This window comes from Microbacterium sp. Y-01, from assembly GCF_003856715.1.
In the GTDB taxonomy this organism is placed as follows: Bacteria; Actinomycetota; Actinomycetes; order Actinomycetales; family Microbacteriaceae; genus Microbacterium; species Microbacterium algeriense.
In genome coordinates, this window is sequence record NZ_CP024170.1 from 2,800,582 (window position 1) to 2,821,410 (window position 20,829).

Below are 20,829 nucleotides of genomic sequence, written 5' to 3' on the forward strand. Positions count from 1 at the left end.
CGGCGGCTCCGGCCGCGGAGGTGACGCGGCCGGAACGCGGGGTCAGGTGAGGCCGGAATAGGAGTGCAGGCCAGGGAAGTACACGTTGACGACCGTGAAGTTGAACAGCACGGCAGCGAATCCGATGATGCACAGCCAGGCCGAGCGGTTGCCGCGCCAACCGCGGGTGGCGCGGGCGTGGATGTAGCCGGCGTACAGCACCCAGATCACGAAGGTCCAGACCTCCTTGGTGTCGAAGCCCCAGTAGCGTCCCCAGGAGTCGTTGGCCCAGATCGCGCCGGCGATCAGGGTGAACGTCCAGAACATGAAGCCGACGATCACGAACCGGTAAGCGAGCGTCTCGAGGACTTCGCCGGAGGGCAGCGTACGCAGGAACCCGCCGCGGCACACTGCGGAATCCGGTGAGATGCTGGTGCGGCGTTCACGGCGGGATTGCAGCAGCTGAGTGACGGAAAGGCCACAGGCGAGGGCGAACAGGGCGGTGGCGAGGGAGGCGACGAAGACGTGGATGACGAGCCAGACGCTCTTGAGCGGGTCCATCAGCGGGACGACCTCGACATAGAAGCTGAGCGTGGCGCCCCCCAGCAGCAGAACGATCATGCCCACCAAGAACGCACCGAGGAAGCGAAGGTCGTACCAGCGGAGGGCGACAAGATAGACCCCGACGATCAGGACCGTCCCCGTGAGAGCGAACTCATACATGTTCGCCCAGGGGACGCGTTCTGCGGCGATGCCGCGGGCGACGGTTCCGCCGAGCTGGAAGAGGAAGGCGAGTAGCGTGAGCGCGGTGCCGATCCTCGCCCACAGCAGCCGAGGACGCTGCGAGGGCGGAGCATGGATGTCGTCCGGCTGCGCCTGGTCGCGTGAGGCGGGAGCGATCGGAGACGCCTGGTCGACGGCGCCGACGAGGACCGATGCGCGCTGCTGCTCCCGAGTCGGGCCGGGGCGCACGGAACGCTGTGCGAGATCGATGGTGTACGCGACGAACGCCAGCGCGTAGGTGGCGATGGCCGTCCACACCAGCAGCAGTGAGAGGCCATCGAGGGAGAGCGTTTCTGTTCCGGGCATGGTGAATTCCTTCATACGGACGAGCGGTTGCGGACACGGTGGAGGATCCCGAGCACCGTCAAGGCTCCGAAGGCCCCGAGCGGGACCAGCGCGCTGATCCAGGGGCCGAGGATCGTGGCGGGCGTGAGACCGGTGCGCAGCGGGACGGTGGTGATAGCCGCAGCGGCGGTGTCGACGGGGATGCTGGCGATGGTCGAGCCGTCGGGGGCGATCACCTGGCTGGTTCCGGTCGTGGAGACGTTGACGACGGCGCGGCCGGTCTCGATCGCACGCATGCGGGCGAAGGCGAGCTGCTGCAGGTTCTCGGCGGTACCGCGGAAATCGGCGTTGTTGGTCTGGAAGACGTACAGCTGCGCGCCCTCGCGGGCGCCGTCCCAGATGACCTGGTCGTAGATCACGTCGAAGCAGATCGCCAGGCCAACCCCGACATCATCAACAGTGACCAGGGGCGGGAGGGTGCCGGGCGTGTACTCGCGCTGGATCAGACCGACCAGGTCGGGGACGATCATCTCGTACAGCCAGCGATCCGGCACGTACTCCCCAAACGGGACGGGATTGATCTTGTCGTGCCGCTGGCGCTCGCCGGACTCCGCGGTCCAGAGCAGGGACGAGTTGAAGACGTCTCCTGCCCGCGCTGTCGCGGCGTTCATCAGAAGCGGGGCGTCGGCTTGGCGGACGATGCCGTCGAGCGCGGCGGCCGTGGCGGGGTCGGCGAGCGGATCGGAGTCCACTCCCCCTTCCGGCCAGGCCAACAGATCCATCGGCTGACCGAGCAGCGGAGCAGTGGCCTCCGCCTGCGAGGCGAGCACGTCACCGCGTTCTCGGGTGTCGAAGTATGCCGCCGGCCCGTTGCCCTGCACCCACCCGACCTCGAGCGTGCCCGCGGGCGATGTGGGGAACTGCGGGACGAGGAGCAGGAGGACCAGCACGGCCATGGCGGGGAACCCTCCACGCAGGAACCGCGGCCCGCCGGCGCGCGCCCATTGCACGACGCCGGCGCACATCGCCACGAAGAGGAAGGAAAGTCCCGTCACGCCCGTCCAGGATGCGACCTCGGACAGCGGGCTCTCGACGAGCGTCATCCCAATTCGCGCCCAGGGGAACCCCGAGTACGGCCACGAGGCGAGAATGAGCTCCCGGCTCGCCCAGAGGCCGGCCACCAGGAGGGGAACCGCGACCAGCTGCGCCGCGCCCTGGTGCGGGAGGCGTGCCGTCCACCGGTAGGCGAGCGTGATCAGGACGGCGCCGATGCTGAACAGGATCGTCTCGAGGCCGGCGAGGGCGATCCACGGGAGGGGGCCGAGGAACTCCCCCACCCAGATCAGATGCGTGAAGAAGAACACTCCCCCGAAGGCGGCGCCGACCAGCAGTGCCCCGCCGATGCTCCGGCCGACGAGGGTGATCAGCGCCAGGGTCACGCTGAGCAGCGCCAGCGGCCACCATCCGGCCGGTGGCGAGGCGAGGCTCAGGGCGAGTCCTCCGATGATCGCGGCGGGGACCGCTGCCCACAGCGGAAGCCCGCTCGGCGGGGAGGACGCCCCGCCGGCGGGCAGGGCGACGGCCGCGGCTGGTGTCAAGGTCGGGTGCATCGGTCAGGTGTCCTTCTTGCGGAGGGCATCGAGGTAGGTGTTGTAGGCGTCGAGTTCGGGATCGCCATGGGCGTCGGCGTACTTGTCGGCTTTGGCGGCACGGGCGGTGTCTTCACGGAACCACCGGTGCATGACGTAGACGAGCATCACCACGGTGGGCCCTTCCCCGTAGGACCAGGCCAGACCGCCGGCGAGCCATTGATCGTCGAGCGGATCGATGCCCAGCGCTATCGTGGGGCCGGCGAAGGAATCGATCATCAGCGTCGGGCTCATCATCAGGAACACGCCGAAGAACGCGTGCAGGGCTGCCTCGGCGAACAGGTCCATCGCCCGGCCCGGGTACGTCATCCGCACCGGGAGCGGGTCGTTGGACAGGATCGGGATGGTGAACAGAACGCCGGCCGCCAGGAAAGCGATCTCGAGCAGCGGATGCCCGCCAGGGGCCTGCAGGATCGGGTTGGCGAGACCTCCGAGGTAGAGGCCGTAGAACGACATCAGGAACAGCGGCATCGCGATCCAGGGGCTCAGTGCCCATCGTGCGATGCGGCTGCGCAGCCCGACTAGAGCGAGGCGGAGGATCACTCGCCCGAGGCCGCGATGCGGGATGACGCGCAGCAGCAGTGTGCCTGGGGAGCCGAGCACGAGCAGCGGCGGGATGGCCATCATCAGGGTGAGCTGTTGGAACATGAACACGGAGAACAGCAGGTACCCGTATTCCTCGACTGCCAGGCCGGTCACGGCGACCAGGGCGATGCATCCGAGGAGGAAGCACACCGTGCGGGCGACCGGCCACCCCCGTCTCTGATGCCAGAGTCGGATGGCGCCGGCCAGGTACAGCACGGCCATGAGCAGACCGATCACCGGCAGCACCGGAACCGGCGGCAGGATCGGCGTAAGGAACGCCTCCAGCGTCGGCGGCGTGTCGGGAATCCAGTCGTTCATGACGTGTCATCGGTCGGCGGGGGTCAGAAGTCGAAGAGATCGCCGAGGAGGCCCTCGCGTCGTCTCTTGCCGCCGCGGTCGTGCCGGGTGCGGCGGTGCGCGTCTTCGCGGTAGTCCGGGGCCTGGCAACCGGATGAGCGGTCGATGATCTTGTCGAGCTCACCGCGGTCCAGCCACACGCCGCGGCATTGCGGGCAGTAGTCGATCTCGACGCCGGAACGGTCGGCGGCCAGGAGCGTCGTGCCGTCAACGGGGCAGTTCATCGGTTCTCTCCTTCTCTGGAGATGGATCGGAGACGCCGGTGAGCGCCTCCGTGTGGGCGTCGGCGATGTCGACGACGGCTTTTCGGAGGGTGGGGTCTTCGCCGCGAGCCAATCCCGCGTACTCGAGGCGGACGCCGTCGTCGGTCGGGTGGGCTTTGACCCAGACGCGGCGACGGGGCACGAAGAGCCCGGCGAAGAGGCCGAGCATCGCGAGGATCGAGAAGGCCAGCACCCATCCGGCGGTCGGGTCGCGCTGGATCTGCAGCGACGCGAATCGCTTGACCGGATCTTCGGGCGACGCGATCTCCCAGGTGACCGTGCCCCACCCGTTCGGCAGCTCCGCGGTCTCCCCCGGCGTCAGCTCGATGGAGTCCACTCCGGTCTTCCCTCCGGTGAGCTGGGTGAGGCCGCCGGTCTCGAGGGTGTATACCGATCGCGGGGTGCCGTCGTCAATACCGAGGTCGCCGCTGTACACGTTGAACGTGAGCAGCGGGTTGATGACATCGCCGTAGATGGAGGTGTACGCGCCGGAGTCCAGCACGCCCGCGGTGGGATAGAAGAATCCCGTCAGACCGACCTGCTCGGGCAGGCCGTCGGGGATCTTGATGATCCCGAGGGAGGTCATGTTCGAGTCCTGCGGGAGGAACGGCTGCGACTCGGTGTACACGAGATCACCGGCCGCATCGCGCACGGTGATCGTGGGAGCATAGCCGTTGCCGAGCAAGTGGATGCGGTCGCCGGCGACGGAAATGGGGTAGTTCACGATCACGCTCTCGGTCCGGTCCTCCTCACCGGGGATGCGGACGGTGACGTCGGCAGAGAAGTCCCCTGCCTGCCCGGCTCCCGGCGTGCCGGGCCGCTGATAGGTGACCTGGAATTCGTCGAGGGTGAGCGAATAGGGGGCGAGACCGGTCCCGTCAATGAACCGTCCGGCGTCGAACGAGGAGTAGTCGCTGAGTGCGTTGACGAAGGTAGTGCCCTCGACGACGACGCGTTGGCCCGTGTAGGAGAATCCTCCTCCCAGGCCCACCGAGACGAGCACGCCGATCAACGCCGTGTGGAAGACGAGGTTCCCGGTCTCGCGCAGGTATCCGCGTTCGGCGGACACGGAGAGCCATCCACGGCCGTCGTAGCGGTGCACCCGGTAGCCGGCGCGGCGCAGCTGCCGCTCGGCGACGTCGACGGCCTCTCGCGCCCGGCTCGCGGGGTCGGCAGCCGGGACTGTGCGCTCCTCGTAGTCCGCGAGACGAGAGAGTCGCACCGGCGTGCGGGGCGGCTGGGATCGCAGGGCCTTGTAGTGGTGTTTCGTGCGCGGGGTGACGCATCCGATCAGCGAGGCGAACAGCAGCAGGTAGATCGCCGAGAACCACGGCGACAGGTACACGTCGAACAGCCCGACGGCATCCACGATCGGATAGGCCTCGGGATTCTCCCGCTCCCACTGGATGACCCCGTTGGGGTCGGCGGTGCGCTGCGGGAACAGCGATCCGGGTACGGCGGCGACTGCCAGCAGGAGCAGGAGCACCAGAGCGGTGCGCATGCTGGTCAGCTGACGCCACGCCCATCTCGCCCATCCCACGATCCCCAGCGCCGGCTGGGCGATGGCGGAACCGTCGCCGTCGGCGTGGTCGTCGGGCCGCAGGGGGTCGACGGGCGCATCCGTGGTGATGTCAGAGCGGGAGGGGGACATTGATCACCACCTGCTGGAGGGCGGACATCAGCGCGGTCCACAGACCGGTCACCATCAGGATGCCGAGGAGCACGAGCACTCCCCCGCCGACGATATTCAGGCTGCGGATGTGGTGGCGCAGGAACGCGACCGACCGGGACGCCCACCCCCAACCGAGGGCGAGCACGAGGAAAGGAAGGCCGAGCCCGAGCGAGTAGGCCAGGCCCAGCAGGCCCGCACGGGCCGGGTCGCCGAGGTTCCAGGACACCGACAGGATCGCCGCGAGCGTCGGGCCGATGCACGGTGTCCACCCCACGCCGAGCGCGAACCCGAGCAGCGGCGCACCCAGCAGCCCCGCACGGGACTGCACGCGTGGGCGGAAGGTGCGCTGTGCGACGCCGAAGAACCCGATGAAGACCAGGCCGAGGATGATCACCACGACGCCGAACACACGGGTCAGGACATTCACATACTGCAGAAGTAGAAGCCCGAATGTCCCGCCCAGGATCGTCACGGTGACGAACACGACCGTGAACCCGGCGATGAACAGCGTCACCCCCAGCAGCAGCCGTGTGCGCTCCGCCGTCGCCGTGCGGGTCGAGGTTCCCTCGACCGCGGTGGCGGCCGAGGCGCCGCCCAGGTATCCGAGGTATCCGGGCACCAGCGGCAGCACGCACGGAGAGACGAAGGAGATCAGACCTGCAAGGATCGCAATCGGGATCGCGACCCACAGAGCCCCGCCGGCGACGAGATCGCCGGGGTTCATGACGATTCTCCGAGAGCGTCGCGGACGAGGGTCGACAGGATGGATGCGCTCTGCAACTGCCCGATGATGCGCGCGGCGACCCGCCCCTCTCGGTCGACCACGAGCGTCGTTGGAGTCGCCTGGATCGGGGTGACCTGCGCGAATGCCAGCTTGACCTTGCCGTCGTTGACGTCGATCACGCTGGGGTAGGTGACGTTGTTGTCCCGAGCGAAGGAGAGCGCCGTGGCGGGCTGATCATAGGTGTTCACCCCGAGGAACGACACGGCCTCATCCTGGTATTCCTGCCACACCTCCTCGAGCAACGGCGCCTCGACGATGCACGGTCCGCAGGCGGCGTACCAGAAGTTCACCACCAGCACCTCGCCCCCATAGTCGTCGCTGGAGACCGTCTCCCCGGTCTCGGTGACGCCCTCGAAGACCACCGGGTCGCCCCGGTCCCCCGCCTCGATCTCCACCACGCGGAAATCTCCGGAGATGTACCCCTTCTCGTTCCCCTCCTGATACTGCTGCGCCAGGGAGTCGTTCGCGGAGCACCCCGTCAGGGCGATGACGCCCAGGAGCACCGCGGCAACAGTGGCGATCATGCGGCGGATCATGTGCGACGCACCTTGATCAGTGCCCCCGCGACTAGGAAGACGATGGCTGCGGCCGGCTGCGCCGCCGCCCAGACCGGCCCCGTGAACGGGAAGGGTATGACCGGATTCCACAGCACGAGCACCGCAATGAACACCGGGATCCACCACCATTGCCGGGCCTGCCCTGCGAACCAGGCCACGATCGCCGCGAGGATTGCGGTGACGAACAACACCACCAGGAACAGGCCACCGTTCGTCCACAGCGGAGCCGTGAACAACACGGCCGCAGCCAACAGCCCAGGTGCGAGCGCATTGCGCTGAAACGTGGACGGCGTGCGTTGTTTCGCGCTCATGCGGCGCCTCTTTCCACTCGTGCCGAGAGAGCTGGCTCGACGGTGCGCCGTCGGGTCCATGTGACGCCGAGAAGGAGGACGATACCAATACCGAGGGCGATGTCGGCGAGGTTCCCGATGAACAGGGTTCCGTAGGCGAGGAAGTCGGTGACGTGCCCGACGCCGAATCCGGGTGGTGAGAACAGCCGGTCGATCAGGTTCCCCAGCGCACCGCCCAGGATGAACCCGAACGCCACCGCGAGCTCTGCCGTGCGTGCACGGCTCGCGACCAGAAAGACCCAGACCACCGCTCCAGCTCCGACCAGGGTGATCACGCCGGTGAACCCGGATCCCAGAGAGAAGATCGCACCCGGGTTGAACGCGAGCTGGAGTCCGAAGAGGTCGCCCAGGAGCGGGATACGCGCCTCCTCGCTCAGCGTTGCGAGAGCGGCCGCCTTCGTGGCCTGATCGATCACCACGATACCCGCCGCCACAATGGCAGTTACCGCGAGATATCGTGCCCGGTTAGGACTCATCGGCGTTCTCCTCCTTCTGTTGTGCCGCCCGATCCCGACGGCGCCGGTTGCGACCAGCCATGACCATCAGCAGTGCTGCGCTACCCAGGAGGGCCGCTCCCGCGGTGACGACCAGGATGGGGAGAGCCGCGAGGTCCGCGCTCGGTTGGCTGTGGATGTCGCCGTTCCCGGATGCGGCACTCGGCGTCGGGGTATTCGTGCTCTGCTCTGATGGTGAAGGGCTACTCGTCGGCGTGGTACTGATCGTGGGGGTGGGGCTGTTCGTCGGCGTCCCCATCGTCTCCACCACGAACGTGTACTCGTCGCTGATCGGATGCCCGTCGCTGGACACCACCCGCCACCTCACGGTGATCTCACCGACGACCGACCGGTCGGACAGGTCCTGTGTGACCGTCGCCTCGAGGACCTCGGGAGCGCCGTCGGCGAGGTTGCTGCCGTCCTCCGTGAGGACCTCGATCACCGTGGCGCCCTCGAGCCCCTGCAACTCACCCGTGAAAGTGAGGGAGATCTCCGCTGGGACACCAGGTGTGGTTGCGGAGGCTTCGGGGTAGGTGGAGAGCAGTTCGTCGTGAGCAGCGGCGGGAGTCGCTGTGCCGAAAACGGTCCCGCCTATGATCAGCAGAGCAGACATGCCAGCAGATGCGGCGAGGCCACGGCCACGCCGATTCGACGTTCGAGAGGTCGAAAGCCTTCTACGATGGACGGATTTCATGGGTCCTGCTTTCTTCACGGGCGTTCGATGATGTGGCGGGCGATGGTCGTGGCATCCCGCCATACCCCTGCGATGGTGTCGGAGCCCCTGCCGCCGTAGTGGGGGATCCCGGCGACGAACAAGCCCGGTAGCCCTGTCATGGTCTGCTGGGGAGGATCGATCCGGGCGTTGTCCGGTAGCCAGTCGTCTCCGGGAAGGAATCCGGTGGCGAGGATCACGGAGCTCGGCGTCGTCACTGTTCCGTCGACGAAGGTGACAGTGCTCTTCCCGGCCTTTGCCACTGCAGGGCAGATCGTGACGCCAGCGTCCCGCAGCTGCTCGTAGCTATCCTCGAACACCGGCTCCGGTCGCGGACCTCGAGCAAGGAACTGCCTGCGCAGGTAGCGCGCTGCTGGCTGGTGCCGGCGAGGCGTGCGGACAGCCAGGGTCACCGCGTGCGAGGGCGCGAGTTCGCGGGCCAGCTGAACACCGCTGTTTCCGCCGCCGACGATCAGCACATCGCTCGTGGATACCTGCCGCGGATACAGGTACTCGCTGCTATGCAACACGACTCCGGGCACCTGAAGTTCCGCTGCCCATGTCGGGATGCGCGGATGTGCGGATGCGCCGGTCGCACACACCACGTTCCGGGTCTGCACCTCGCCTTCCGTTGTCGACAGGTGCAGGACCGAGCCGGACCCGCGCCGCTCCACGCCTGTCGCGCGCACACCCCAGATGGTCTTCACGCCGAGATCGCCTTCGACGTAGCTGAGGTATTCGATCATCTCGTCGACACGCGGCCGACGTCGTTGGTCGCCCAGGAAGGGCAGGTTCGGCAGAGCGCTGTGACGGGCGTCGCTGAGAAGCACCATCGAATGCCACCGAGAAGTCCAGCTGCGCAGACCTGGAGACGCCCCGTCGATGACAACGAAGTCTTGCTGTGGCCTTAGCCCTCTCGCGATCAGAGCAGCAGCAACCGCGAGTCCCGCCTGCCCGCTGCCGACGACGATCGCTCGCCTATGCGACAATCCTGCCCGCATCACTCTTCACCGTTCACCGCTGCTTCGATGGCGTTCTCGAGATCGTCCAGCTGCTGCAGCTGGAGCTGCTCGCCCTCGAGGAAGAACGTCGGCGTGCTGTTGATGCCGAGTTCCTGTCCCGCGTTGAAGTCGAACTCGACTCGTTCGAGCGTGGCCGAATCTGCGATTGCGTCGTCGTACGCGGCCATGTCTAGGCCGATCTCCTCAGCGAAACCACGGAAGAGATCAGCGCGGGATTCCTGAGCCTCGCCCCACTCCACCTGCGTCTCGAACAGCCGGTTGTACATCTCCTCCAGCCGATCCTGCTGGGCGGCGGCCTCCGCGGCGAGAGCCGCGTTCGTCGAGTTGAAGTGGCCCGGGAGAGGGAAGTAACGCACCACGTAGGTGATCTTCCCGGCGTATTTCTCACGAAGATCCTCCACGATCGGGTAGAACATCCCGCAGGCCTCGCACTCGAAATCGAGGAACTCCACGACCTCGACCGCACCTTTCCCACCGTCGTCGAGGACGTGCGAACTCGCGTCGACGACAGCCGAGAGCTCGGCCGTCTTGCCCTCCGGCGCCTCAGGTGACGGAGTCGTCGAGCCTTGGTTGTTGATCATCACATAGATGATCGCTCCCAGCACGAGGACGACAACGAGCACTGCAGTAATCAGGATCGGACGCGCGCTGCGACCAGTGGCGCGCGACTTTCCAGAAGGGTTCATCAAGTACTCCAAACAGGATCAAACGGCATGGAACAGGCCCCGGGCGGGTACCCGGGTGCGAGGTGCCGTCCGCACAAGACGGCATGCCGAATGTCAGGTTCGGGAAAGACCCAGCTGTGTCAACGACAGTGCCCCGGTCCGGGCAACGATGATGCGTACCGGGACGAGCGAGAGGGCCGCCCATCGAGGAGCGAGATACACGACTCCCCGCCGGCGCGAGAGCATCCGGGCGAAGATCACGAGGACGAGTCCGCACAGCACGCCGAGAGCGCACAGAGCTGCCCCGACAAGGACCCCCGCTGTGCCGGCATCGGCGGCGCCTGTCAGATACTCGTCGACGGAAGTCCCGGAGTCTCCCGGAGCAACGTGCGGATCGAGGAGTGTGCTCGCCATGAGCAGCGAAGACGAAGCCCCCTCGCTCTCGGAATGTGATGCACCCGCTGCCCCCAGAAGCAGGAGGAGAGCCAAACCGACTGCCGTAATGATCCTCGTTATCAGAAGTTGCTCGCTGAGCACCTTTGAGGGTTGCACTTGAGCCGAGGACATCATCTCTTCAAGGATACCGCGCCGACCTTTTGAGTCTCCTCTACGGCGGCGGAACCTACTCTCTAAGCAGATGCTGTGAAGACGCATCCCGATTTGACCTGAGCGAATCGGACTATCTACCGTTACAAATCAGTAACGATCGGGGCCTGCGATCGAGATGAGCATTCTGTTCTACCGGAAGGATTACCATCATTTCAGGGCTACCCGAGCACGCATCCGCAAAGGCGTCGACGTCGTCGACGGACCCTGGCTCCCTCGATCGCCCCCTCCTTCGTCGCGATCTCCGTCGCCAAGGCCGCCCGAGGTCGCAAGAAGCCACCGCGACCCGCCAAGCCCCCGTCATCCCGCGGCACGGACCTGAAGCCCATGTACCAGTAGCGTCTGCGATACCTCCCCGCCGCCCACACGCCCGGAGCCCGTGGGCACGAGCGAAGGCGCTCGGAGCCGCCCTCGCCGTTAGCGTGATGATCACCGGCGCTGCCCTTCCGGGAACATCCGACGCGGAACCGGAGCAGGTCGAGGCCGCGGTCACCGTTGACGCACAGTCCTACACCGCAGGAGAGGACATCCGTGTCGAGGTCCTCCCTCGCGGGAACTTCTCCGCAACGACGGAGGAGGAGATCGCCGCGTCTCGTGCCCAGGCGATCACAGCCGCCGTCGCATCTGGCAGGCCCCTCTCGACAGCTGTGAACCTGCCAACAGCTCAACAGGTTCTCATGCCGTTGGCATCCGGCACCTACTCGATCAGCGACGGGTTCGGCGCCTCGCGTCCGGGTCGCTCGCACATGGGTCAAGATCTCGCGGCGTCGGTCGGGACGCCCATCTATGCGGCTGTCGAAGGCTGTGTTTCGCTCTCAACCGAGAGCAACAGCGGCTACGGCGTGAGCATTCAGGTCGAGAGCCTGCTCAACGGAGAGACGGTCAGCACCCTCTACTCACATCTGAACAATGGGACCCGCGCGGTGGAAGTCGGGGACTGCGTCGCTCCCGGCCAGTATCTCGGCGACGTCGGCTCCACCGGCTACGTCTTCGGATCCTGCCTGCACTTCGAGGTGCACATCAACGGCCGACCCATCGATCCCATGCCGTGGCTCAGGGAGAACCTGGAGTGAGATCAGTTCGGCCCTCCGGAGGCGGACTGAGCAATCGACCTACTGAGGCCGCACAGCGCGCCGACGCCCGTAGGGAGGAAGGATGATCCGCCCGAGGCGTCCCTCGTCAGCGGCCGCAGCCCATTACCGGGCCGCTCCCCATCTCGTACACTCGCGGCGTGGCCTATGTCGGCAAGCTCGAAGCCAACATCTCGCAGAACCAGAGCAGTGTCCAGCAGGATGCGAGACACTATCGGGAATGTGGAACCCCATGGTGCCGCAATTCAGGTGGTGGCCTTCATGTTTTCTCGGCTGGGATGACCCCGCGAACGAGAAGACGGTCTGGGACCACTGCCTCACCGTGCTGCGCCCCTATCTGAACTGACCCAACACACCCCACCTGAGCGGACATACCAACGGGCAACTCTTCATCGCCCAATAGAAAGTGAGCACGCCATGACTAGAGAAGGTACCGCGACTGACTCAGTCGTCGGCATCAGAAAACTGTTCGAGAGCAAGCTCAACAGCAGCCAAGAGCTGGGCGCGTCGATCGCGCTCGATATCGACGGCCAGCGGGCTATCGGTTTCTGGGGCGGCTACCGCAATCCCGAGCGGGCCACCCCCTGGACTCGTGAGACTATCGTGGACGCCTTCCCGACTACCAAGCTCGTCACTGCCCTGGCAGTGCTCGTGCTCGCCGACCGCTGATGGCGCCGTGCGCAGCTTCGCGGCTACGCGAGAGGACCTATTCGAGGCCAAGCACGACCTGCCGCTCCCTCCGCCCCTCGGGGTCACGCTCTCCTACCCAGCGATTCAGATACCAGGTGACATCGCGGCCATCGAAATGGTGCGCACGATCCCCTCAAGCCGTACCGTTTTCCGGCATGCGAAGGTGATCAACGTCGTTGAGGGCTCTTGCGTCTTCGAAACCGCTGAGAGCAGGCACGTCCTGCACCCAGGCATGTCGCTGGCACTCGGCACCGGCAAGTGGTGCCGAGTTCGGCCATCGCCCACAGTACGCTTCTGGGCCGTATACTCCGACGAACGGTTCTGGCGCACCCAGATGGCATGGTTCCTCCCCGATGCAGAGCGAGTGGTCGCAGGAGTGCACCCCCTCGAGTGGGACGGCCGCGCGATCGTCCTTGCACCAGGTATTGCTGCGCTGCGGCAGGTCGAGCCGCTATGGCGACAGATGAGCGTCCTGCGTAGCGGGACCCATTCGCCCGAAGTCGTCGCGACTCACACTCTCGAGCTTCTCGCACGATGGACGCGGCTGCTACTGCCAACTTTTCTTGATGAAGGATCGGACACCCCCACAACACTGTGGACGCCCATCAATGGACGACTGACCGACACCGGATCTATCGGCTATATCGGTCGAGCGATCCAGTTGCTTCGCGGGCGCATCGCAGAGCCGTGGACCGTTGGAGCACTCTCACGAGAACTCTCACTTTCACGGACCCACCTGACCCGCATGTTCATACAGCACGCCGGCGCCGCCCCAATGCGCCTACTCACTGAACTCCGGTTGACCGAATTCGCGCGGCTCATAGAAGAAACAGACATTTCCGTGATGCGTGCCGCGAGCGAAGTCGGGTGGAGTGACCCGCGCGTAGCATCCCACTGGTTCCGCCGCCGCTACGGCATCACGCCGACACAGTACCGACGAACACCACACACGGTTCCTGAAGATCGACAAAGCCACGCTATCTCTGTCAACGACTCAGCTCGGTGACTCGACGTCATTGTCCCAACGAACTTTCCCACCAGGTTCGCGGAGAATGCTGTCGACGGGGCACCTCGGCCTCTCCTACCGCTACTCGCCGCATGAACCGTGACTCTCCACGATTGGCCCACGTTCGTCATGTGCATCTCGACGGATGCGCCGCAGGCCAGTAGACCGGACCAGACACGTCGGGTTCGTTGTGGAGCCTGACGGTCGGCACACCGTCCGCCATCCGTCCTCGCTCCGCTGATCTCCCCGGCGCACCTCATGGTCGCAAGGCCGTCCGCATCTTGCGGGAGCCCTGGGAAGGAGTAGCGCATGGCTGTAGAGGCGATACGGGACGACGCTCGCAAGACCTGCCACGGGTTCGCGAAGGTCATGACCAACTTACGCCAGCGGCGGTCGGCCGAAGCTGGGGGCCGCGAGTTCGCTGCGGCATGTCCACTGGCGGAGGCGGTGACGGTCGAACGTGAGCGGAGAGCAACACTCATGGCAGACCCATCGCCCGAGTGCAAAGGATCGGTTCCGTGCCGCGAAGAAGGTTTGGGGTCGCGTTCACACACCTATTGGTCACCTCGTCCTAAGGAGTTGACCTCATGAGAGAGCCTTCATCTGAACCACTTCCCGACTTCACCACCGGCGAAGGACTCCGCATCCTGCTGGAGCAGCTCACCGCCGAGCATCTCTGGCGCACGCACCCCGCCGCCCGCGCGTTGATGCTGTATGCGCAGGAGAAGTACCTTCCGCTGGCACGGTCCTGGCACCGTGACCCCGCCGATGCCGCGTATGAGGCGTTCATGGCGATGCGGACGCCAGCGATCCGCCGTGCCGCGGACCCGTGGGCGGCGATCACCCGCGCTGTGGAGCTTGGCATCGCAGCCGAGGTGCATGCCGAACGCCTCCTCACCTCAACAGACAAGGCACGCAGGCCTGATCAGCGCCCCGACGAGTACCCGATGCGGGCCGGCCACTACGAGACGTTCTTCTACCATGTGCTCGCCGCTGGGACCCCGCCGGCCTCACCGACCGTCGCCGTGGAACGGGTAGTGCGGTCCGCGTCGGTGTTCCTGGTGACCACGGGCTGGCATCCTCGCACCATTGAGACCGCGGTGGAATACATCTGCCATCGTCTTACGACTCTCGCGAGCACCCAGTCCGGGATCGACGTGTTGCGCAAAGACGACGCGATGCGGCAACGGCTCGGGTTCTCCGCCCGCGACTGGAATGGGTTGCTGCGTTTGCTGCTCGGGCCGCGGTCGAAGAAGGAAGCCACGGGGGCCGACCCGGCGCGGCTGGGGATCTTCGCGCGGCTGCTGCTCGGGGACCGCACCGAGGACCTCCTCGCGGATGACCAGCTCGCCGCCATCTCCCGCAAGTTCACGAGAGGGAGGGCCGCATGAACGCCAGGGTGCCCGCGGATGGGCAGCCGGTGGCGCAGTTCCCGATCGACGACATCGTCCTGGGCCGTTCCTTCCGGCGTGAGCTGGGTGACCTGGCCGACCTGACCGCGTCGATCCGAACCCTCGGATTGCTGTGCCCGATCGTGATTACCTCCGACGGGGTCCTCATCTCCGGCAGGCGCCGCCTGGAAGTGATGCGGCAGCTCGGGCACACGACCGTCCCGGTGTGGATCGCGTCTGAGGTGTCCGACAAGCTGCGTACGCTGTTGGCGATTCAGGACGACAACCTTCTCCACAAACACTTCACCACCACGGAGAAGGCAGCCCTGTACGCGGAGTACAAGACGCTCCTCACCGAGGAGAACGCCCGCCGTCAGGCCGCGACCCGCTTCGGCGCCGCCCTCCCGGGCTCGGATGACGGTGAGAGCGACGACACCGACCCGGATGAGAGGGAAGCGATGATCGTCGCGACCTATCAGGGCAGCAGCAGCGGCAGTTGGGATTCACAACCACCGTCGAAACGGAAGTCCCGGGTGCAGGCCGCGACCGCGGTGACCGGCCGGGACTCCTCCCAACAGCTCGAGCAGGTCCTCGCGCTGGAACGGCTGGCAACCAACGAGGACGAAGACGAACGAGTCCGGCGAGCAGCCGCCGAAGCGGTCGTGGAGATCAACGGCGACGCGAAGGTCCATAGCCGCTACCACGAGGTCCTCGCCTTGCGCGGGGTGTGCTGGCTGGAGAAGACCGCGGTGAACGAGTCCGCGACCGCCGCCGTGCGGGAAGCCGCCGACGACGAGCTCCGCGCGGTGCGGCAGATCGACCGGCCGGTGGAACGATCCCGGGCGGTCGTGGCCGCCATCGCCCGTGTCCGCAAGCTCGCCCTCACGCCAACTTCCACTGCGGCAACCGTGGAGGACGGCGAGTCGGGTACGGAGGATGAGGGGATGTCCGCGGACGGGGTCCGGGGACGCTACCACGCCCGCCGGCTGGTCGACATCTTCGAGAAAGCCGAGGGGTGGTGGGAGATCAACGACGCCGCCCTCATCGGCCAGTACGCCACCGACGAGCAGTGGGAGGCGATCACCAGCCACCGTGACCAGGCGACCGCGTTCCTCGACACCGCCGCCGATGCACGCCGCACCACCACCGGGACGGGCCTGGCGCCGTGAGGTGACCAGCCGGGTGGGGTCAGACGCCCGCACCTGCATGGCACACACCGTTGATGGTTCTGCTGTGAAAGGACGTCCCCTGCTATGTCGACCGATGTCGCCGATGCGGCCCCGCGCAAGCGGGGCCGCGCCCTGTTGATCGCCGGTATCTCCGGAACGGTCATCCTCCTCGTCCTGGTGGGTCTGGGCGTATACGGACTGATCGCCCGCCCGCACGAGAACACGCCTGCCCTGGCCCCGACGACCTCAGAGCAGCGGCCACCGGCCTCGTCGCCCTCCGGACCATCTGACCTGACGCCGCTGCCGCGGACGAACGACCCGATCCGGTACGCACGCGCCGTCGCCGTAGCGCTGTTCACCTGGGACACGGCATCCGGGCTCGGGCCTGCCGACTACGGGCAGGTCGTGCTCTCCGACGCCGATCCCACCGGAACCGAGACTCCCGGTCTTGCCTCCGACATCGCCGGCTACTTCCCGGCGTCCGACGCCTGGCGGCAGCTCACCGGGCACGCCACTACCCAGCACCTCACCGTCGAGACTGCGGTCGTGCCCGACGCCTGGGCTGACGCAGTCGCGCAGGACCGGTCGGGCACGATCGTGGACGGAATGATCGCGGTCACCGTCGACGCCACCCGGTATCGCACCGGCACGGTCTCCGGGCAGGAAGTGTCCAGTGAACACCCGGTGTCGTTCACCGTGTTCCTCGCGTGCGAGCCCGCGTTCGAGTCGTGCCACACGCTGCGCCTGTCCGAGCTCGACAACCCGCTGCGCTGATCGGGACGCCGTCGTGCTGAAGAAGATCCTCGCCGCGCTGGCGGTCCTCGTCCTGTGCGTGGGACCGGCGACCGCGCTCGTCGGGGTCGGGGTGCTGATGAATCCCGCCGCGAACGCGACCTGCGGTCCCGGGTCGTCTATGACTGTGGGGCCGATCCCGGACGCGCTGGAAGTGACCACGCGGGACGGGGAGACATTCACGCTGAACAAGAAGCAACTCACTCACGCCGCCACGATCATCACCGTCGGCGGGCAGACCGACGGCGTCGATGCCCGCGGGGCCACGATCGCCCTCATGGCGGCGCTGACCGAATCGACGCTGCGGCAACTGGCGAACACCGGCACCTACCCGGAGTCGGGGAACTACCCCAACGACGGCAACGGGTCCGACCACGACTCGCTCGGCTTGTTCCAGATGCGCCCGCAGACCGGGTGGGGAACCGTCGCCGAGCTGATGGACACCACCTACCAGGCCAGAGCGTTCTACGGCGGTCCGTCCGGGCCGAACTTCTCCTCGCCACGGGGGCTGCTCGACATTCCCGGCTGGCAGAGCATGGACATGGGCGAGGTCGCCCAGGCGGTCGAGGTCAGCGCGTTCCCGGAGCGGTATCAGAACTACCAGCCCGTCGCCGAAGCGATCCTCGATGCCCTCACCGTGCCGGCCCCTTCCGGCACCGGCGGCGGCACGGAGTCGGTGCCGGAGACCACCCGCATAATGTTCCCGCTGCCCGAGGGGACGTGGACGAAGACCAGCGACTGGGGATATCGGTCCGACCCATTCACCGGGGAGACCACCTACCACGCCGGCACCGACTACGCCGCCGCCGACGGCACCCCGATCTACGCGGCCGCCGACGGGCGGGTCGTGTGGGCCGAGTTCAACGGCGGCTACGGCGGCCTCATCATCATCGAACACACCGTGCAAGGCGAAGCCGTCCGCTCCGTGTACGCGCATATGTGGGAACACGGCATCCACGTCCAAGAAGGACAGACCGTCACCGCCGGCACTCACATCGGCGACGTCGGCTCCTCGGGCCGCTCCACCGGCGCGCACCTGCACTTCGAGATCCGCCCCGGCTCCACCGGCACCGAATCGATCGACGCCGACCAGTGGCTTATGGACCACGGCGCCGCCGAACCGGACGGCACCAGCACCCCCGGCCCCGGCTGCGCAGCCGCCGGCACTGCTACGCCGGCGGCAGAGTTCACCGGCGACGGCGCCCAGATGGTCGATGACCCGACCGGTACCAGCGGGCAGATCACCGCCCGCACCGCGCATATGGTCGTCCAGACCCGCAACGCGTTCGCCGACACCGGGTGGGCGTGCTACTCGCCACGACGAGGGGCACAGTCGGATCATCCTCTCGGGCGCGCGTGCGATGTCACCGTCGGCAATCAGATCGGCCACTACCCAGCCAGCGAGCAGGTCGTCTACGGGTGGCAGGTCACCGAATGGCTTCAAGCCAACGCCGAGTCCCTCGGGATCTCCTACCTCATCTGGCAAGGCACGATCTGGTCGCCCGCGCAGGCAGATGAGGGGTGGCGGCCCTATCCCGGCGGCGGCATGCACGACCCCGGCGACGTCACCGGCGGCCACTTCGACCACATCCACATCTCCGTGAAAGACGGGTGAGCACTCATGCCGCATCCCCACGTCGCGACCAAGCTCCTGCTGTCCGGGAGTGTATTCCCCGATTTCGGAGCCGTGGGCGGATCGAACGAGCTCGAGAGCATCATCGGTGCGCTGCTGACCGTCGTGTTGATCCTCGCCGTCCTCATGCTGATCGTGTGCGCGATCATGTGGGCGACTGGCTCCGCGAACGGCCACCACCAGGTCGCCACGAAAGCCCGCATCGGCGTGTGGACGGCGCTCGGTGCTGCCGCCCTTGCCGGAGCCGGGGTGGCGTGGATGAACTGGCTCATCACGATCGGCGAGCAGCTCTAACCCGGGTCGAGAGGCGATAACTCAGGGGCGGGGCGGTGGAGGAGACGAGGCTCCACCGCCCCGCTTTCTGCCGTGCGGGGTCCGGTGTGCGCACCTGTGCGATACCCGGCCGATGCCGGTCGGGCATCCGCCTGGTTCATGAAGGAGCACCCGTGTCCGCCGTTCTCGATCTCACCACCACCGTCTTGCCCCACGTAGCCGCCCTGGCCCCGATGGAGGTCGACATCGACCCCAACAGTTCCGGGCTGCCCGGCATCGCCCAGCTGCGCACCATCGTCGGCGCCGTGATGACGATCGGCCTGATCCTCAGCGTCCTGGCATTGATCATCTCGGCGATCATCTGGGGCTTCGGCGCGAACAGCAGCAACCCGCATCTGGCCGGGCGGGGAAAGATCGGCGTCCTCGTCTCCTGCGGAGCCGCGATCATTTGCGGCGCGAGCGTCACCCTCATCAACTTCTTCTGGAATGTCGGCCAGGCGGTCTGAACGGCCCCCTCCACCACCGCCCCGCCCCGACCCGGAAGGAGGCCCGTCATGGCACTGTGCGACGTCCCGGTCATCTCGAACGTCTGCGACGCCGTCGGAGAAGGGGCCGCAACACTCGTCGCGGCCCCGTTCGACTGGCTCGCCCAAGCAATGGGACAAGCCGCCGCCTGGCTGTTCGAAGGCGTCTGGTACGTCTTCGACACCACCACCCTCGTCGACGTCCAGTCCCCGGAATACGTCGGCGTCTACAACATCCTCTTCGGCGTCGCCGTACTGATCATGCTCGTCTTCTTCTGCCTGCAACTGATCACCGGCCTCATCCGCCGAGACCCCACCGCCCTTTCCCGGGCGGCGCTCGGACTCGGCAAGAGCGTGCTCGGGTCATTCCTCATCATCACGCTCACCGCGACGCTGCTGGAGATCACCGACCAGCTGACCATCGGCATCATCCAAGCCACCGGGAACTCGATGGAAGCGATGGGCGACAAGATCGCCCTGCTCGCCGCGGGACTCACCGCGATCAACTTCACCGCGCCCGGCGTCGGCGCGATCATCACCATCTTCTTCGCCGGGCTCGCGATCACCGCCGCGGCGATCGTGTGGTTCTCGCTCCTGATCCGCAAGGCACTGCTGCTCGTCGCGATCGTGCTCGGGCCGATCGCGATCAGCGGCGCGAGCTGGGACGTCACCCGCGGCTGGTTCGGCAAATGGGTGTCGTTCGTGATCGCCCTGATCCTGTCCAAGCTCGTCCTCGTCGTCGTGTTCCTCGTCGCGATCACCCAGGTGTCCCAGCCGATCGACTTCGACCTGGCATCCATCGCCGACCCCATCGCGGGGATCGTGCTCATGTTCGTCGCCGCCTTCGCGCCCTACATGGTCTACAAGTTCATCTCCTTCATCGGATTCGACATGTACCACGCGATGAGCGCTGAGCAAGAGGCCAAGCAGTCCATGAACCGGCCCGTGCCCACTCCGTCCAAGCCCGCCGGCGACGGCCCGCAGAAAGTCCTCGACGGGAAAGGTCAAGGCGACGGGCCACCGCCCGGCAACAGTGGTGGGGGCGGTGGTACGCCACCCCCGCCCACGGACGGCGGGAGCGGGGCGACTGCTGCTGGTACCGGCGGAGCCGGAGGCGGTGCTGCGGCTAGTGGCGGCGCAGCTGGTGGTGCCGCCGGTGGTGGCGGTGCTGCTGCAGGTGGCGGGGCTGCTGCAGGAGGTGCGGTAGCGGCCGGACCCGCGGCGGTCGCAGTCATCGCGGCGGCGGCCGTCAAGGAAGCCGCCACGGCGGGCCCGAAACTCGGCGGCGCGATCGGCGGTGCCGCAGAGACCCAGGCAGCTGCCGCTGGCCAGGACAGCGCCCCGCCGCCTTCCGGGAACGCGGCACCGCCCTCGGATCCATCGGCGCCGCAGGCACCGCCATCGAGCCCGCCGCCCGCATCGTCTGGTCCGTCGTCGGCGCCGCCACCGAAGGACCCGCCGCCGCCGAATACGGCGCCCGAGGGGAAGGACTGACCC

23 protein-coding genes are annotated in these 20,829 nt (G+C 66.9%); 10 read left to right on the forward strand and 13 right to left on the reverse strand.

What is annotated here, in order from left to right; translation table 11 throughout:
* Positions 1-42: 42 nt before the first annotated feature.
* The 13 genes from ccsB to CSX12_RS13365 form a co-directional block, all read right to left on the reverse strand.
* Complete coding sequence (gene ccsB / locus CSX12_RS13305) at positions 43-1,068, reverse strand: c-type cytochrome biogenesis protein CcsB (protein WP_124896112.1); 1,026 nt, start codon at positions 1,066-1,068, stop codon at positions 43-45.
* 11 nt (positions 1,069-1,079) lie between these two features.
* On the reverse strand, positions 1,080-2,657 hold the full coding sequence (lnt, locus tag CSX12_RS13310; protein WP_124896113.1) for an apolipoprotein N-acyltransferase: 1,578 nt from the start codon (positions 2,655-2,657) through the stop codon (positions 1,080-1,082).
* Positions 2,658-2,660: 3 nt separating this feature from the next.
* Entirely contained in the window at positions 2,661-3,599 is a 939-nt protein-coding gene (locus tag CSX12_RS13315) for a cytochrome c oxidase assembly protein (RefSeq protein WP_124896114.1), read from the reverse strand.
* 23 nt (positions 3,600-3,622) lie between these two features.
* Positions 3,623-3,862: a zf-TFIIB domain-containing protein gene (locus tag CSX12_RS13320; protein WP_124896115.1), complete on the reverse strand. Its 240-nt coding sequence runs from the start codon at positions 3,860-3,862 to the stop codon at positions 3,623-3,625.
* Positions 3,846-5,552 (reverse strand): cytochrome c biogenesis protein ResB, encoded by a 1,707-nt coding sequence (locus CSX12_RS13325; protein ID WP_124896116.1) that lies wholly within the window; start codon positions 5,550-5,552, stop codon positions 3,846-3,848. Before CSX12_RS13325 ends, CSX12_RS13320 begins: the two co-directional genes overlap by 17 nt.
* Entirely contained in the window at positions 5,533-6,297 is a 765-nt protein-coding gene (locus CSX12_RS13330) for a cytochrome c biogenesis protein CcdA (RefSeq protein WP_124896117.1), read from the reverse strand. The genes CSX12_RS13325 and CSX12_RS13330 overlap by 20 nt, the downstream gene beginning before the upstream one ends.
* Complete coding sequence (locus CSX12_RS13335) at positions 6,294-6,881, reverse strand: TlpA disulfide reductase family protein (protein ID WP_241160463.1); 588 nt, start codon at positions 6,879-6,881, stop codon at positions 6,294-6,296. The genes CSX12_RS13330 and CSX12_RS13335 overlap by 4 nt, the downstream gene beginning before the upstream one ends.
* Positions 6,882-6,889: 8 nt before the next feature.
* Positions 6,890-7,225, reverse strand: a complete 336-nt coding sequence (locus CSX12_RS13340) for a DUF6804 family protein (protein ID WP_124896119.1) — start codon at positions 7,223-7,225, stop codon at positions 6,890-6,892.
* Positions 7,222-7,740: a signal peptidase II gene (lspA, locus tag CSX12_RS13345; protein ID WP_124896120.1), complete on the reverse strand. Its 519-nt coding sequence runs from the start codon at positions 7,738-7,740 to the stop codon at positions 7,222-7,224. Before lspA ends, CSX12_RS13340 begins: the two co-directional genes overlap by 4 nt.
* Entirely contained in the window at positions 7,730-8,371 is a 642-nt protein-coding gene (locus CSX12_RS13350; protein ID WP_164479588.1) for a copper resistance CopC family protein, read from the reverse strand. The genes lspA and CSX12_RS13350 overlap by 11 nt, the downstream gene beginning before the upstream one ends.
* A gap of 95 nt (positions 8,372-8,466) precedes the next feature.
* Positions 8,467-9,471 (reverse strand): NAD(P)/FAD-dependent oxidoreductase, encoded by a 1,005-nt coding sequence (locus tag CSX12_RS13355; RefSeq protein ID WP_124896122.1) that lies wholly within the window; start codon positions 9,469-9,471, stop codon positions 8,467-8,469.
* Positions 9,471-10,178 (reverse strand): thioredoxin domain-containing protein, encoded by a 708-nt coding sequence (locus CSX12_RS13360; RefSeq protein ID WP_206427095.1) that lies wholly within the window; start codon positions 10,176-10,178, stop codon positions 9,471-9,473. The genes CSX12_RS13355 and CSX12_RS13360 overlap by 1 nt, the downstream gene beginning before the upstream one ends.
* Before the next feature lie 93 nt (positions 10,179-10,271).
* Complete coding sequence (locus CSX12_RS13365; RefSeq protein WP_124896123.1) at positions 10,272-10,727, reverse strand: hypothetical protein; 456 nt, start codon at positions 10,725-10,727, stop codon at positions 10,272-10,274.
* Between the two features lie 461 nt (positions 10,728-11,188).
* Between CSX12_RS13365 and CSX12_RS13370 the strand changes: the two genes are divergently transcribed.
* From CSX12_RS13370 to CSX12_RS13415, 10 genes are all read left to right on the forward strand, one after another.
* Positions 11,189-11,836 carry a M23 family metallopeptidase gene (locus tag CSX12_RS13370; RefSeq protein WP_124896915.1) on the forward strand — a complete coding sequence of 216 codons (648 nt, stop codon included), beginning with the start codon at positions 11,189-11,191 and terminating at the stop codon, positions 11,834-11,836.
* Positions 11,837-12,271: 435 nt separating this feature from the next.
* A complete protein-coding gene (locus CSX12_RS13375; RefSeq protein ID WP_124896124.1) occupies positions 12,272-12,523 on the forward strand; it encodes a serine hydrolase in 252 nt (83 codons plus the stop codon).
* 7 nt (positions 12,524-12,530) lie between these two features.
* Entirely contained in the window at positions 12,531-13,550 is a 1,020-nt protein-coding gene (locus tag CSX12_RS13380; protein WP_124896125.1) for an AraC family transcriptional regulator, read from the forward strand.
* Positions 13,551-14,137: 587 nt separating this feature from the next.
* The gene (locus CSX12_RS13385) at positions 14,138-14,941 is read left to right on the forward strand and encodes a hypothetical protein (RefSeq protein WP_124896126.1); all 804 of its coding nucleotides are present in this window, start codon (positions 14,138-14,140) and stop codon (positions 14,939-14,941) included.
* Positions 14,938-16,110 (forward strand): ParB N-terminal domain-containing protein, encoded by a 1,173-nt coding sequence (locus CSX12_RS13390; RefSeq protein WP_124896127.1) that lies wholly within the window; start codon positions 14,938-14,940, stop codon positions 16,108-16,110. Before CSX12_RS13385 ends, CSX12_RS13390 begins: the two co-directional genes overlap by 4 nt.
* Positions 16,111-16,194: 84 nt before the next feature.
* Positions 16,195-16,884 carry a hypothetical protein gene (locus CSX12_RS13395; protein WP_124896128.1) on the forward strand — a complete coding sequence of 230 codons (690 nt, stop codon included), beginning with the start codon at positions 16,195-16,197 and terminating at the stop codon, positions 16,882-16,884.
* A 13-nt stretch (positions 16,885-16,897) separates the two neighbouring features.
* The gene (locus CSX12_RS13400) at positions 16,898-18,517 is read left to right on the forward strand and encodes a M23 family metallopeptidase (RefSeq protein WP_241160465.1); all 1,620 of its coding nucleotides are present in this window, start codon (positions 16,898-16,900) and stop codon (positions 18,515-18,517) included.
* 6 nt (positions 18,518-18,523) lie between these two features.
* Complete coding sequence (locus CSX12_RS13405; protein WP_124896129.1) at positions 18,524-18,829, forward strand: DUF6112 family protein; 306 nt, start codon at positions 18,524-18,526, stop codon at positions 18,827-18,829.
* Positions 18,830-19,041: 212 nt separating this feature from the next.
* Positions 19,042-19,314 (forward strand): DUF6112 family protein, encoded by a 273-nt coding sequence (locus CSX12_RS13410; RefSeq protein ID WP_074041176.1) that lies wholly within the window; start codon positions 19,042-19,044, stop codon positions 19,312-19,314.
* 48 nt (positions 19,315-19,362) lie between these two features.
* Positions 19,363-20,826, forward strand: coding sequence for a type IV secretion system protein (locus CSX12_RS13415; RefSeq protein WP_124896130.1), 1,464 nt, complete (start codon positions 19,363-19,365; stop codon positions 20,824-20,826).
* The last annotated feature ends 3 nt before the right edge of the window (positions 20,827-20,829 follow it).

Excerpts from the sequence above, each read along its gene's own strand:
- ccsB (WP_124896112.1), bottom strand. The coding sequence starts at position 1,068 with ATGCCCGGAACAGAAACGCTCTCCCTCGATGGCCTCTCACTGCTGCTG.
- lnt (WP_124896113.1), bottom strand. The coding sequence starts at position 2,657 with ATGCACCCGACCTTGACACCAGCCGCGGCCGTCGCCCTGCCCGCCGGC.
- CSX12_RS13315 (WP_124896114.1), bottom strand. The coding sequence starts at position 3,599 with ATGAACGACTGGATTCCCGACACGCCGCCGACGCTGGAGGCGTTCCTT.
- CSX12_RS13320 (WP_124896115.1), bottom strand. The coding sequence starts at position 3,862 with ATGAACTGCCCCGTTGACGGCACGACGCTCCTGGCCGCCGACCGTTCC.
- CSX12_RS13325 (WP_124896116.1), bottom strand. The coding sequence starts at position 5,552 with ATGTCCCCCTCCCGCTCTGACATCACCACGGATGCGCCCGTCGACCCC.
- CSX12_RS13330 (WP_124896117.1), bottom strand. The coding sequence starts at position 6,297 with ATGAACCCCGGCGATCTCGTCGCCGGCGGGGCTCTGTGGGTCGCGATC.
- CSX12_RS13335 (WP_241160463.1), bottom strand. The coding sequence starts at position 6,881 with ATGATCGCCACTGTTGCCGCGGTGCTCCTGGGCGTCATCGCCCTGACG.
- CSX12_RS13340 (WP_124896119.1), bottom strand. The coding sequence starts at position 7,225 with ATGAGCGCGAAACAACGCACGCCGTCCACGTTTCAGCGCAATGCGCTC.
- lspA (WP_124896120.1), bottom strand. The coding sequence starts at position 7,740 with ATGAGTCCTAACCGGGCACGATATCTCGCGGTAACTGCCATTGTGGCG.
- CSX12_RS13350 (WP_164479588.1), bottom strand. The coding sequence starts at position 8,371 with ATGTCTGCTCTGCTGATCATAGGCGGGACCGTTTTCGGCACAGCGACT.
- CSX12_RS13355 (WP_124896122.1), bottom strand. The coding sequence starts at position 9,471 with ATGCGGGCAGGATTGTCGCATAGGCGAGCGATCGTCGTCGGCAGCGGG.
- CSX12_RS13360 (WP_206427095.1), bottom strand. The coding sequence starts at position 10,178 with ATGAACCCTTCTGGAAAGTCGCGCGCCACTGGTCGCAGCGCGCGTCCG.
- CSX12_RS13365 (WP_124896123.1), bottom strand. The coding sequence starts at position 10,727 with ATGATGTCCTCGGCTCAAGTGCAACCCTCAAAGGTGCTCAGCGAGCAA.
- CSX12_RS13370 (WP_124896915.1), top strand. The coding sequence starts at position 11,189 with ATGATCACCGGCGCTGCCCTTCCGGGAACATCCGACGCGGAACCGGAG.
- CSX12_RS13375 (WP_124896124.1), top strand. The coding sequence starts at position 12,272 with ATGACTAGAGAAGGTACCGCGACTGACTCAGTCGTCGGCATCAGAAAA.
- CSX12_RS13385 (WP_124896126.1), top strand. The coding sequence starts at position 14,138 with ATGAGAGAGCCTTCATCTGAACCACTTCCCGACTTCACCACCGGCGAA.
- CSX12_RS13390 (WP_124896127.1), top strand. The coding sequence starts at position 14,938 with ATGAACGCCAGGGTGCCCGCGGATGGGCAGCCGGTGGCGCAGTTCCCG.
- CSX12_RS13395 (WP_124896128.1), top strand. The coding sequence starts at position 16,195 with ATGTCGACCGATGTCGCCGATGCGGCCCCGCGCAAGCGGGGCCGCGCC.
- CSX12_RS13405 (WP_124896129.1), top strand. The coding sequence starts at position 18,524 with ATGCCGCATCCCCACGTCGCGACCAAGCTCCTGCTGTCCGGGAGTGTA.
- CSX12_RS13410 (WP_074041176.1), top strand. The coding sequence starts at position 19,042 with ATGGAGGTCGACATCGACCCCAACAGTTCCGGGCTGCCCGGCATCGCC.
- CSX12_RS13415 (WP_124896130.1), top strand. The coding sequence starts at position 19,363 with ATGGCACTGTGCGACGTCCCGGTCATCTCGAACGTCTGCGACGCCGTC.